This window comes from Bacillus sp. 123MFChir2 (assembly GCF_000383235.1).
GTDB lineage: Bacteria > Bacillota > Bacilli > Bacillales > Bacillaceae_G > Bacillus_A.
Genome location: NZ_KB910947.1, coordinates 48,079 through 61,027, shown reverse-complemented (window position 1 = coordinate 61,027; position 12,949 = coordinate 48,079). Strand labels below are relative to the sequence as shown.

Below are 12,949 nucleotides of genomic sequence, written 5' to 3'. Positions count from 1 at the left end.
CTTTTCTTAAGAAGTTAGGTGGGAGATAAACTGTCCGTAAAAGCCCGATTGGTGAGGGCTAATAATCAGTGGGGGATGAAGAAAACCCCCACTGATTAAAGTTTCACTTTATATCGGGTTCTTAACTTGTATATATTATTCAACTTTCGAAACATGAAACAAATAAAGTTATTCGACGATAACAATCGATTATGATCTCGGAGGTGCTATACTATGTTCTGGCTACAGTTTATCATCTTACTACTCTGCATTTTCATCGGTGCACGCCTTGGAGGAGTTGGCCTTGGCGTCATGGGAGGCGTTGGGATGGCGATATTTGTCTTCTTCTTCCACTTACAACCAACCTCTCCCCCGATTGATGTTATGCTTATGATTTTAGCAGTGATTACAGCCGCTGGAGCGTTGCAAGCTGCTGGGGGAATGGACTATCTTGTTCATATTGCAGAAAAAGCGCTCCGCAAAAATCCGAAGTGGATTACGTTCTTTGCTCCAATCGTTACTTATTTATTTACGTTTTGCGCAGGAACAGGACACGTTGCCTATTCCGTTCTTCCTGTCATTGCTGAAGTATCGCGTGAATCAGGAATTCGACCAGAGCGCCCACTGTCAATTGCTGTTATTGCATCGCAGCAAGCGATTACGGCAAGTCCAATTTCAGCAGCAACCGTGGCACTTCTCGCTATGCTTGCTAACTATAATATTACACTATTAGATATTTTAAAAATTAGTATCCCATCTACCTTTATCGCATGCATGTTAGCTGCTTTCGTCGCGAGCAAAATGGGAAAAGAGCTAAACGAAGATGAAGAATATTTAAAGCGCTTACAAGAAGGTGTGATTCCGAAACTAGAAGAAAAGAAAGAATTCATTATCCCAAAAGGTGCAAAACTGTCTGTTATCCTCTTTTTACTTGCGACAGTTCTCGTTGTTCTTCTTGGATCTTTTGAAGCGTTACGTCCTGGCTGGATGATAGACGGAAAGCTTGTACGTCTTTCGATGCCAAACACTATTGAAATGGTAATGCTAACAATCGCTGCACTTATTGTGATTTTTTGCAAACCAAATGTAGAAAGCATCGTGTCTGGTAACGTCTTTAAAGCAGGAGCAACAGCGGTTGTTGCGATTTTCGGTATCGCCTGGATGGGAGATACATTCTTTAACGGTAACTTACAAATCATTCAAGGTTCTATTCAAGATCTCGTAACGAGTGCACCGTGGTTATTTGCAATTGCACTATTCGTACTATCAATCTTGTTATATAGCCAAGCTGCAACAGTACGTGCGTTAATACCACTTGGATTAACACTTGGCATTCCACCGGCACTATTGATTGCAATGTTCCCAGCTGTAAACGGATATTTCTTTATTCCAAACTACGGAACAATCGTTGCGGCAATTAACTTTGACCGTACAGGTACAACGCGTATTGGTAAATATGTATTAAATCATAGCTTTATGATTCCGGGTCTTGTTGCAACAATTACCTCAATTGGAATTGGAATGCTTCTTGTTTCACTGATGTTTTAATTCAGAAAGAGCTAGCCTTTACAAGGGCTAGCTTTTTTAATCAAACGTTTGTTTAAATATTTATTCAATGATTTCAATACTATATCCTTTCTCCCGCATTCCCGTTAGCACTTGGGCAATATGCTCATTATCTTTCGTCTCAAGAGAAAGATAATGAGCGTAACCTGGAAATACTTTCGTTCCAATTCTCTCTAAATGAATGTGAAGAACATTTGCTTCTAAATCGGTGATAATCGAATCATGTTGTCGCCTCCGAAGCAGTATATTCATACACTTTAGTTTCAAACGGCGCAATTTGTTTTATACAAAAAAAGACCGATTTCTGCATATGAGAAATCGGTCTTTTCATCTATCAACTCATTATTTGTTTACTAACTCCGCTAATTTTTTCGTACTCTCATAAGGAGAATCCGCTAAACTTATCGCTGAAATCACTGAAACACCATCTGCCCCAGCTTCCACAACAGAAGCAGCATTGTAGTTTGTAATACCACCAATACCGACAATCGGAATTTCAATACCACTTTCACGGAAAACACGCAATCCTACCGTTCCTTGTACTGCTTTTGCATCTTTTTTCGTGTTTGTTTGAAAAATTGGTCCTACCCCTAAATAATCCGCACCTTTTTCAATCGCAAAACGAGCTTCTTCTATTGTATGAGCGGATACACCAATGATTTTATCACCCATCTTTTCACGTACGATCTCAATATTTTCATCATCTTGCCCAACATGAACACCATCGGCATCTAACGCTAGTGCGAATTCCACATCATCATTTACGATAAATGGAACATTATATTCTTTGCATAAAGATTGCAGCTGTTTTGCAAATGTATATCGGCCTTCTCCCGTTAATGCTCCGTCACCTTTTTCACGATACTGAAAAAGTGTAACTCCGCCATCCAGTGCTTCTTTCATAACTTGTAATGGGTCTTTACGGCAATTGTTGCTGCCCATAATAAAATATACTTTTAGTAATTCAGACATGTGTTGTTTATCGATGCGTGCCATTTCTCTCACCCCTTCTTAACGAACTTCTTCAACATTCCCATACTGTTCAACGTCTTCTGCAGTAACATTCGATAACTGATTCAGAAATTCAACTTGGAAACTTCCCGGCCCTTGTTCAGCCGTTTTACTTGCCGCAATTTCTTTCATTTTCATATGTATCTCTCCTTTTTTATAACGGGAGATATAGCAAAAAAGACACTTTTGCGCATGCAAAGTGTCTTCATAATGTGCTTTTTACACTCTCCCTACGCTGGCATTACCCAACAGGTTCAAATGGTCAACGACGGATTAGCCGTACTCTCAGTTTGCATCCACAAACTCCCATGTGTTTTCTTATTCATCTACTTCAGAGTCTACGCTGATTCTATGGAAATAACAAGTTAAAAAAAAGAGGTAAATACAAACTGAAAAAAATAAAAAAAGCTCTTTTTCAGGTGGGCGAGAGCAACTGGCCGTGCATAGGAGCCGGGCAAGGCCTTTTTCTGCCACGGGCGATGTTTACAACAAAAGGAGGAAATAAGTGCAGGGCATGTTGTATTTGGCATAGCCGCGACTTAGAGGCCAGAAATTTAAAATGGATTTATATATTTACAAATTTTAAAAACAGACATAAAACTATTCTTTTTAAGTGGGCAAAAGCGACTAGCCTTGTATAGCGGTCAGGGCCTTTTTCTGCCACGGGCGATGTTTACAACAAAAGGAGGAAATAAGTGCAGGACATGTTGTATTTGGCATAGCCGCGACTTATATGCTGGAAATTTAAAATGAATATATTGAATGTACTGACATAAAACCATGCTTTTTGGGTGGGCGAGAGCAACTGGCCGTGCATAGGAGCCGGTCAGGGCCTTTTTCTGCCACGGACGATGTTTACAACAAAGGGAGAAAGCGCATGCTGGGCACACAACAGAAAAGGATTTGACCTTTAAGGCCAAATCCTTTTTATTTCTATTATTTCGCAGCTAGTTTTTCTTTCACTTTCGCAGGAAGCTCGTTCTTCTTCAATTCTTCCCAAGCTGATACACCTTTTTTATCAGAGTAGTAGACGCGTAGGAATGCTTCTTTACGAAGTTTTTTTTGAGCATCAAATTTTAATTCTTTTTCTTTACCGTCTTTATCAAATCCAGTTAACTTATACTCAAAGTATTTTGATGTGTTGCCGTCATAAGTTTTTTCAATTCCATCCGTTGTAATTTGAACATAATATTCATCTTTACCGAAACGATTAAAATCAAAATTTACTAATACGATTGCAAATACGACTAAAATACTCAAAAGTGCGATATATTTTTTCAATTCCTTCACCTCATGTGTTTTTGTTATGTTGTTATCTTAAGTCTTTCCTCACAAAGAAGACAGTTAAAAACATTACATGAGCATTACATTTTTGTTAGATAGTAAAAAAATCGTATGTACAATCATTCAAATATGATTATTTCTTCGCTTTAGAAACCGTCATTCCGTCACCAATCAAAATACGTACAGATTCTAAATAAAGTATCTTTGCTCACCCCCTCGAAATTTGGGAATAAGAAGCCAATTATTAAGAAACTTCTTATAAATAAAGGGTTTTAACTTCTTTTAACAATGAGCGTGTCAAAACATATATATAGATGCAAATTGAAAAACTAACATAAAAACCCTTTTCTTTTTCGGTGAGCGAGAGCAACTGGCCACGCATAGTAACGGTCAGGTCCTATTTCTGCCACATGCGCAGCGAAAACCAAAAAGAGCAAACAAGTGCAGGTTCCTTTTTTTCATAGTAGCAATCTATATGTAAAACAAATAAATTGGATTTATATACATTTTAATTGAAGCATTTCAGATAATCATAAGTCGTACTTTTGAAATAAAAAATTTTAGATTTATAGCCATGTCAAAAAGTCTACTTTTTAATATGATGTATTCATTTCTAATAGATTAAGCTAATTCCCCATTTCAGGGATTTTTTTTAAAAAAACATATAAAAATTGGCACAGGTTGTAATGTGGATGAAGTGGAATATACCGGTACATTAGATGTAGATCCAAGTGTGAATGTTGGAAAAGTTACACGTCTTTCATATCGTCCTTTGAGATACTTTAAAATAACAAACGGCTCAATATGTTTCACTTAGATTACAAAAATGTTAGGTAAATGTTAGGCAAACCAATGGCAGATACTCCAGAAAAGGCGTAAATTAGGAACAGTAAAAAAAAGCGTAGGAGGACAACGATGAACAATCCAGTTGTAGACGTAAAAAACGTTCAAAAAGTGTACGGTAAAAAAGGCGAAAGCCAGTCACATGCGTTAAAAGGAGTGTCATTCTCGATTCAAGAGGGAGAATTCGTTGGAATTATGGGACCATCTGGTTCAGGGAAAACAACGTTACTAAATGTAATTTCAACATTAGATAAAGCAACAGGCGGTGTTGTTGAAATCGCTGGTATCGATATCACAAAGATGAAACAAGGGGAACTTTCAGATTTCCGTTCTCAAAAATTAGGTTTCATCTTCCAAGATTTTAATTTACTTGAGAATCTATCAATTTACGAAAATATTGCTTTGCCACTTTCACTACAAGGTGTTTCTTCAAAAAAGATTGGCCCGAAAGTAGAAAAAGTAGCAGGAATGTTAGGAATCTCAGAGATACTTCAAAAGTATCCATCTGAAGTATCTGGTGGACAAAAACAACGTTCAGCAGCAGCACGTGCACTTGTGCATGAACCAGCTATCATTTTAGGGGACGAGCCAACAGGAGCGCTTGATTCTAAAAACGCAGCAAGTCTTTTAGATGCGATGACAAACTTAAATGAAGAACAAGGCGTATCTATTATGATGGTTACACATGATCCATATAGTGCAAGTTACTGCCGACGTATTCTATTTATTCAAGACGGAGAGTTATATAAAGAAATTCACCGCACTGGTACGCGTGAAGCGTTCTATAAAGAGATTTTAGATGTACTCGCAGACTTAGGTACACAAAAAGCATAAGAAAGGAGGTTCAGTCATGTTAGTTAAGCTTTCTATGTCAGGACTAAAAAGTAAGCTGAAGGACTATATCGTCTTACTTGTTGGTCTTGTTATGTCCATTTCAATTTTTTATATGTTCCAAACGTTAGCGTTAAACAAAGCCTTTCTTAAGGCAAACGCTACTATTAGTTCAATTGGATTAGTATTCCAAGCTGGTTCAATCTTATTAGCAATTATTACATTCTTCTATATTCTATATGCAAACTCATTCTTATTATCGCTTCGTCAAAAAGAATTCGGTATGTATATGATGCTAGGAGCAAAAAAACAGAAGATTACGTTGCTTATGTTCATGGAAACAATCATTATTGGAGTAGCATCTCTAGTAATCGGGATTGCAGTAGGAGTAGGTCTTGCACAAGGAGTTGGGCAATTACTTATGAAGCAGCTTGAGTTTACTGGAAGCGGTTATCAAGCGTTTTATGTTCCGTCAATGACTGTTACTTGCATCTTCTTCTTTGTACTATTTGTATTCTCAGCAATTATGAATAGTATCAAATTATCACGTATTACAGTTCTGCAACTTGTACATGCAGACTCAAACACAGATCGTGTTTCTGTAAAAGGTGCTAAGACTGTTATCTTTGCAATATTGGGGATTATTTTATTAGCAATTGGCTATGCTTCCATGATTTACATGGATAAGTTAAAGGAAGCTGGGATTTTTATTGCGTTATTTACTGTAACGTCCGGAACTTACATGATATTTGGAACGTTCCTACCTCTTAGTATTAAAAAGCTGAAAAGTAATAAAAATCGTACTGAAAAAGGACTGAATGCTTTTACATTTGCGCAGTTAAACTTCCGTATTAACAGCTTAACAAAAGTACTAGCGACAGTAGCAATGTTAGTTGCGCTTGGAGCGGGAGCAATTTCAGCTGGTATGGCGTTTAAAAATAACGCTAAGGTAAGTGTAGATCTTTTTGCGATTTATGATGCTACGATTCATAACCCGACAGCTGAAGAAAAGAAAATCTTAGATGGTATTACATTTAAAGAGAAAAGCGAATACCGCTATAAGACAGATGATAAATACGTTTATTATGTAAAAGAAGATCTAGAAAAAAATCGTCCTTTCGTAAAAGATATTAAAAATGCGAAGGGAATAAAGGACCTTGCTAAGGTGAAAAGAGCTTCTGAAGAACTACCAGTAGGCGCTATTTCAAGTTTCAGCCAAGAAAAGTCTGATCATGTAATTCCAAAAGAGTGGGAGGATGCTTTCAAAACGCTGGAGCCATATTATGTTCATCCTGATCGAACAATTAAAATTGTCGATCAAAAAATGTATGATGGCTTGAAAGGTACAGAGGGCACTGTATTCATTGGAAAAACAGATGATTTCTTAACATACACAAAAGAATGGAAAAAACTTGACGAGTTGCAGTTAATTAAATATAAAAATGTGCATAGTTCTGAAATAAGTAAATACGCGATGTATACTGAAATTTACGGTTTTTCGAGTGGGACAGTATTTATGGGCTTCTTCTTAGGGATTGCTTTCTTAGCCATGATGGCAAGCTGTTTAATGTTTAAAATTCTATCTGGTGCATCAAGCGATATTACGCGTTATCAAATGCTTCGTAAAATCGGTGTACGCCGTGAATTATTAACAAAATCAATTTATAAAGAATTATTCTTAGTATTCTTATTCCCAGCGATTGTCGGGATTGTACATGTACTAGTTGGTATGAAAATCTTCTCGCTCTTCCTAGTCGATCCGTACTTCCGTATTTGGCTTCCAATTGTAATTTTCGTAGTCATTTACACAATTTACTACTTCATTACAGTTCAATTGTATAAAGGTATTGTTCTTCCGAAAGAGGACTAAGAATTAGAAAATTAAACGTAAAGTAACTCCAAAACATACAATAAAAGTTGATTTTGGAGTTATTTTTTGTTTATTTCACTTTTTTTCGGAACTCTGCATCTAGACGGTAAATCTGTTGACCACGGCTAGACTTTATCAATTTCTTCTTTTGTTTATAGGTTTCATCCGAAATATGTGGAAAGATAGCAGCATTGTAACTACTCAGCCATACATTTCATTTAGAAGTTTGGTAAGGGGTATAATTCCAGCGAAAATACGCTTACCTATAATTGCTGCCATGAAGATAAAGTGAAACTTCCATCAGTGAAGATTTTCTCACTGATGGTTAGTTGAACCAATCGGGCTTTTACGGGCAGTTGACCCCCACCTATCTTCTTCGCTTCTCTGAGGTGGGGTCTTACTGCTCGTTAATGCGGGATAAAAATGGACCTACACCTTGCTTCCTTTCTTTGTTTTAAAACTTTGCGCGTGGCAGGAAAAGGCCCTGACCGCTACTATACATAGCCAGTCCCTCAGGGCCACTTAAAAAAATGCTTTTCTATCGGTTCTTCATAGAGTGATTGAGTAGTTACACAGCATCTCTGTCATAAAGAAGACTCAAGAGTTACCATACTTGACAAAGGAAATATTAATGTAACGTTCGTTCCTTTATTTACCTCGGATTCAATACTAATTTTCAATCCCAATTTTGTGCAAAGTTTTTCACATAAGTACAATCCCATTCCTGTACTTTTGCTGAATTTCCTTCCATTCTCTCCGGTAAATCCTTTTTCAAAAACTCTACTTATATCTTTATCTATTATCCCTACTCCATTATCCTCTATAGTTAATATTACTGAGTTAGCTTTCTTAATTGAATATATACGTATCATTGGTTCTTTATTATTTGAGTACTTTATAGAATTTCCTATTATTTGATTGATAATAAATTCAATCCATTTTCCATCACTATATACAGTTTCATCAATATCTTTCATATCTAATTTTATTCTCTTATGAATAAAATCCCTATAGTTTCTTTTAATTACATTCCTTACTACATGATCAAGGTTGATTGGCTTTATAATATAGTCTTTACTAACATCACTACTCCGAGAATAATACAGCACCTGTTCTACAAACCCCTCGATTCGATCCATTTGAGAGTCTATTTTAGTAGTTACTTCATTTTGATTATTTTCAATTATTAGCTTTGTAGAAGCTATTGGTGTCTTAATCTCATGCACCCATGTCTCTATATATTCTCTGTAATCTGTTTGCATTTCCCGATAATTTTTCACATTTTCATGCATATCCCTACTGATTTCTTTAAGTATAGAATTCAGCTTTTCACCATGTATAAAGTTTGTTTCCTCTACTACCTCTGGAAATAGGTATTTTTTATCCAAGCTTTCTAATATACCATTAGCTTGATTGTAATAATTTTTACATTTTATAAGTTCTATAGCCATATATGAAATTAATGGAAAAAACCAAATGCAAAAGACAAAGAATATGATAATGAAATCAACATTTGCAGTCATCAATATACCTGCTAGTATGATAAATACCAGTACATTAGATAGTATTACTACCATTTTATCCTTAATAAATTCACCTGTGCTCATGGCATTATATACCCTAATCCTCTCCTTGTTTCTATTGGATTTTCTATTCCTATCTCTTCAAGCTTTTTTCTTAATCTATTTATATTAACAGTTAAGGTGCTATCATCTACAAAATAATCTGACTTCCACAAGTATTCCATAAGGGCATCCCTTTTTACAATATTACCGCGGTTATTTATTAAACATGAGAGTATTTTAACCTCATTTTTAGTTAACTCTAATGATTTGTCTTGATAAGTAACCGTTGCATTTGAAAGATTTAAATTAAAATCTCTATAAATTAAGATATTATTTGTCTTTGAACCTCCAGATGCTCTTCTTAAAATGTTTGTTACTCTCGCTAATAATATTTCTGTATTATAAGGCTTTGTTATAAAATCATCTGCTCCTAAATTCATACTTATTAGTTCATCTACATCACTATCTCTGCTTGTAACCATTATGATTGGAACATCTGAAGTTTTACGTATTTCTCTGCATATATAATAGCCATCGAACACAGGAAGATTTACATCTAATAATATAAGGTCTGCATTCTCGTTTTCTACATATTCGATAATATGATTAAAATCTATGGGAGCCTTTACTTCATATCCATATTTTTCAAAAAAATTTTGTAATTCTTCTCTTATAATTTCCTCATCTTCAATAAGAATAATTTTTTTCATGACTTTGCCCTCCCTATATATGAATCCATTTTAATCTTTCGACATATAGATTGCGGCTATACGGAAGAGCCTGCACTTACTTTCTCCCTTTGTTTTATCTTATATGTGGCAGGCCGTTTCTATGCATGGCCAGATGCTCTCGCCCACCTAAAAAAAATGGTTTTATGTCGTTTTTAAAATTTGGATTTATATAGAATATAAGGCTATTAAATCTTGAGTAACAAGATTTAATAGCCTTAATCATCATTATAAAATCAAGTATTACCTTTTACAATATTTTTATACCCGATATATGTTGTGTAGAAATATCCTGCATAAATTACAATAAAGATTAACGCAGTCATGAACGCTGAAAAACTAATATCTGCATTTTGATACAAATTTATAAAATTATTGACTACATAAATTCCAGTTACTGAATGAATTAAAGCAAGAATAACTGGAAGGCTAAAGTAGACTAAAGTCTGAATGAAAATTGTTTTGTCAATCATTTTTCTGCTTGACCCAATTCTCTTTAAAGATTTATATCTCTCTATACTATCACTGGCTTCTGATAATTGTTGAAGAGCTAATACAGCCATACTCGTTATTAAAAATACAATACCTACATACATCCCAATAAATAGTATGATGGTAGAAATTCCATTGCTTTTTTCAAAAACACTATCCTTTGATACGCCATATACAAATCCAATATTTATATGTTTATCTTTATTATATTGATTAAAGTCCGCTTCAACTTGATCATATTTTTTATTATATTCTTCTCTATTTCCATCTAAATAATTTACATTAATTACGGATGTAAAAATTTTATATCCTGATAAAAACTCATCATTGATAACGATTATGAATGTAGAAGTTAAATTCCCCATAGTTTGAAGGTTTTCTTGTATAGCTTTAGAATTTTTTACTACATACTCTTTTCCTTTTATATTTATTTTATTACTATTTTTTAACTTTTCATTTATCGGATTATCCAACCTGTTAGATAAAAGTAAAACTTCATTATCTTTTAAATGAATTTCTTTTTCACCTTTAAATGCTAAAATTTCATTATAATCAGATACTTTAATGAAATCCACATCGCTATTCTTATACTCTTTAGGTACTTCTGGTACAAAGTCATCCACTTTCATCCCTGTTTGATATTGATTATAAGATACATATTTTTCATTATTACTTATTTTAAAATTTAATGTCTTTAACATGTCTTCTATGTTGTAATTTTCATCTTTATTTACCAACATTATACTAGCATCAAATGGTGTTGATTCTATAGTTCTTGCCTCCATATTTCTTTTAAAGCTTATTCCTGTAGATAAAACCACCATTGTAATGAATAACATCAAACAGATTACAGCCATTGATATAAAGTTTGTATTCACTTTACTACTCATTTGCTTTAATATAAATATATTTAACCCTTTAAAATAAACTTGTTTATTTTTCTTTACAACAAATAAAATAAATCCAGATAAGCTGAAGAAAAACAACAATGTACCTAATATTCCAAGAATGATTGCTACAATGAGCATAGGATTTCCAAAATCTAATCCAATCTTTAGTACAGTACCATATGCAAATCCAAGTGATACTACGCATAAAATAAATGTTATTAAATATATAACAGGATTTTTTAATTTTATCTCTTCGTTTTTTCTACCCGCTGTCAACAAATCAATTATTTTGTATTTAGAAACAACATATACATTGAATAACATAACAAGTACAAACATGATTCCAAAGTATAATACTGTTTTACCTATAGCACCTGTTGAAATTGCAAATTTATATTTATTCATAGGCAAATCAAATAGCTTTAATGCAAATGTAGACAACCCCTGTGATACTCCAATACCTAGTATAAGTCCACTCACTAAAGATATAACGCCAACTAGAAATGTCTCTGTTACCAACATTCTGGATATGGTACTTTTCCCCATACCTAAAGTCATGTATAGTCCTAATTCTTTTTTACGTTTTTTGATTAAAAAATTATTTGCATACAAGATTAAACTGCCTAATATTACGGATACAAATACGGACACAATTGAGATAGCTCTCATTAAAGTAGGCACAAACGATCTACCTGAAGCCTCAACTTCCATAAGTGCCTTTTGTGATTCTAATGAATTAAAGCTATAAAATATACAAACAGCCATTGTTAGTGTTAAGAAATATATCGCATAATCCTTAAAACTTTTCTTTACATTATGGGCAGCAACCTTAGAATACATTATTATCGTCACCTCCGAGAAGGGTTATAACTTCGATAATTTTAGTAAAGAATTCTTTTCTGGAATCATTCCCTCTTACCAACTCGCTAAATATTTTCCCATCTTTAATAAAAAGAATTCTACGAGCATAGCTTGCTGTAAATGCATCATGAGTAACCATAAGTATTGTAGCTTTTAAATCCTTATTTAGACTTTCAAATCTTTCAAGTAATAATCTAGCTGATTTAGAATCTAACGCTCCTGTTGGTTCATCTGCAAGTACTAAAGATGGATCTGTTACGATAGCTCTTGCCGAAGCAACCCTTTGTTTTTGTCCACCTGACATTTGATAAGGGTATTTGCTTAATACTTGTTCAATATCTAAATATTTCGCCACTGATTTTATTTTGCCATCAATTTTTGAACTTTCCTCACCTTTTATCGTTAACGCTAAAGCAATATTTTCATAGGTGGTAAGAGTATCTAATAAATTAAAGTCCTGAAATATAAACCCTAATTCATTTTGTCTAAACTTATCTAGTGACTTTGATTTCAACCTAGTAATGTCACTATTATTTATTATTATTTTTCCCGTAGTAACATTATCAATAGTTGATATACAGTTAAGCAATGTGGTTTTGCCACTTCCTGAAGGCCCCATTATCCCAACAAATTCTCCCTCATCTACCTTAAAACTAATATTATCTATAGCCTTTGTTACATTACCTTTATTACCATAATATTTTTCAATTTTTTCTACACTTAATATATTTCGCATTTATACTTCTCCCTTTTCATTATAAAAATGCTTTAACTCCCGTTCATTTCTGTAATTTATTGTATATAATTACATTCATAGTATCGGTTTAATTACATGTCATTAACATTACATTTTTGTTATATAGATGCAAATTGAAAAACTAACATAAAAACCCTTTTCTTTTTCGGTGGGCGAGAGCAACTGGCCATGCATAGAATCAGTCAGGGCCTTTTTCTCTGCATAGCAGCAATCTATATGTCGAAAAATTAAAGTGGATTTATATAAAAAAGGTATGAAAAGAATAGAAACTC

9 protein-coding genes, 2 pseudogenes and 1 riboswitch are annotated in these 12,949 nt (G+C 34.0%); of the genes and pseudogenes, 3 read left to right on the top strand and 8 right to left on the bottom strand.

Features of this window, described 5'->3' with window-relative positions; translation table 11 throughout:
* The first annotated feature begins 213 nt into the window (after positions 1 to 213).
* Positions 214 to 1,527 (top strand): anaerobic C4-dicarboxylate transporter family protein, encoded by a 1,314-nt coding sequence (locus H280_RS0113605; protein ID WP_020061685.1) that lies wholly within the window; start codon positions 214 to 216, stop codon positions 1,525 to 1,527.
* A 60-nt stretch (positions 1,528 to 1,587) separates the two neighbouring features.
* Here H280_RS0113605 and H280_RS0113600 read toward each other — a convergent pair.
* The 4 genes and pseudogenes from H280_RS0113600 to H280_RS0113585 form a co-directional block, all read right to left on the bottom strand.
* Positions 1,588 to 1,761: pseudogene (locus H280_RS0113600) on the bottom strand (threonine ammonia-lyase); the annotation flags it as partial.
* A gap of 126 nt (positions 1,762 to 1,887) precedes the next feature.
* Positions 1,888 to 2,541, bottom strand: a complete 654-nt coding sequence (gene thiE / locus H280_RS0113595; RefSeq protein WP_020061683.1) for a thiamine phosphate synthase — start codon at positions 2,539 to 2,541, stop codon at positions 1,888 to 1,890.
* A gap of 15 nt (positions 2,542 to 2,556) precedes the next feature.
* A pseudogene (locus H280_RS25780) lies at positions 2,557 to 2,682 on the bottom strand (hydroxyethylthiazole kinase); the annotation flags it as partial.
* Between the two features lie 84 nt (positions 2,683 to 2,766).
* A riboswitch (TPP riboswitch) is annotated at positions 2,767 to 2,876 on the bottom strand.
* Between the two features lie 616 nt (positions 2,877 to 3,492).
* Positions 3,493 to 3,846: a YxeA family protein gene (locus tag H280_RS0113585; RefSeq protein ID WP_081625665.1), complete on the bottom strand. Its 354-nt coding sequence runs from the start codon at positions 3,844 to 3,846 to the stop codon at positions 3,493 to 3,495.
* Between the two features lie 909 nt (positions 3,847 to 4,755).
* Here H280_RS0113585 and H280_RS0113580 point away from each other — a divergent pair.
* Both H280_RS0113580 and H280_RS0113575 read left to right on the top strand, forming a co-directional pair.
* Positions 4,756 to 5,517, top strand: a complete 762-nt coding sequence (locus tag H280_RS0113580) for an ABC transporter ATP-binding protein (RefSeq protein WP_020061680.1) — start codon at positions 4,756 to 4,758, stop codon at positions 5,515 to 5,517.
* Positions 5,518 to 5,533: 16 nt separating this feature from the next.
* On the top strand, positions 5,534 to 7,384 hold the full coding sequence (locus tag H280_RS0113575) for an ABC transporter permease (protein WP_020061679.1): 1,851 nt from the start codon (positions 5,534 to 5,536) through the stop codon (positions 7,382 to 7,384).
* 584 nt (positions 7,385 to 7,968) lie between these two features.
* Here H280_RS0113575 and H280_RS0113570 read toward each other — a convergent pair.
* The 4 genes from H280_RS0113570 to H280_RS0113555 all read right to left on the bottom strand — a co-directional run bounded on the left by H280_RS0113570 (position 7,969) and on the right by H280_RS0113555 (position 12,656).
* On the bottom strand, positions 7,969 to 8,991 hold the full coding sequence (locus H280_RS0113570; RefSeq protein ID WP_020061678.1) for a sensor histidine kinase: 1,023 nt from the start codon (positions 8,989 to 8,991) through the stop codon (positions 7,969 to 7,971).
* A complete protein-coding gene (locus H280_RS0113565; RefSeq protein ID WP_020061677.1) occupies positions 8,988 to 9,659 on the bottom strand; it encodes a response regulator transcription factor in 672 nt (223 codons plus the stop codon). The genes H280_RS0113570 and H280_RS0113565 overlap by 4 nt, the downstream gene beginning before the upstream one ends.
* A gap of 254 nt (positions 9,660 to 9,913) precedes the next feature.
* Positions 9,914 to 11,899, bottom strand: a complete 1,986-nt coding sequence (locus H280_RS0113560; RefSeq protein WP_020061676.1) for an FtsX-like permease family protein — start codon at positions 11,897 to 11,899, stop codon at positions 9,914 to 9,916.
* Complete coding sequence (locus H280_RS0113555) at positions 11,889 to 12,656, bottom strand: ABC transporter ATP-binding protein (RefSeq protein ID WP_020061675.1); 768 nt, start codon at positions 12,654 to 12,656, stop codon at positions 11,889 to 11,891. Before H280_RS0113555 ends, H280_RS0113560 begins: the two co-directional genes overlap by 11 nt.
* Between the last annotated feature and the right edge of the window lie 293 nt (positions 12,657 to 12,949).

Bases quoted from the DNA above. Each gene is read 5' to 3' on its own strand.
- H280_RS0113565 (WP_020061677.1), bottom strand. From the start codon at position 9,659: ATGAAAAAAATTATTCTTATTGAAGATGAGGAAATTATAAGAGAAGAA.
- H280_RS0113570 (WP_020061678.1), bottom strand. From the start codon at position 8,991: ATGAGCACAGGTGAATTTATTAAGGATAAAATGGTAGTAATACTATCT.
- H280_RS0113575 (WP_020061679.1), top strand. From the start codon at position 5,534: ATGTTAGTTAAGCTTTCTATGTCAGGACTAAAAAGTAAGCTGAAGGAC.
- H280_RS0113580 (WP_020061680.1), top strand. From the start codon at position 4,756: ATGAACAATCCAGTTGTAGACGTAAAAAACGTTCAAAAAGTGTACGGT.
- H280_RS0113560 (WP_020061676.1), bottom strand. From the start codon at position 11,899: ATGTATTCTAAGGTTGCTGCCCATAATGTAAAGAAAAGTTTTAAGGAT.
- H280_RS0113605 (WP_020061685.1), top strand. From the start codon at position 214: ATGTTCTGGCTACAGTTTATCATCTTACTACTCTGCATTTTCATCGGT.
- thiE (WP_020061683.1), bottom strand. From the start codon at position 2,541: ATGGCACGCATCGATAAACAACACATGTCTGAATTACTAAAAGTATAT.
- H280_RS0113555 (WP_020061675.1), bottom strand. From the start codon at position 12,656: ATGCGAAATATATTAAGTGTAGAAAAAATTGAAAAATATTATGGTAAT.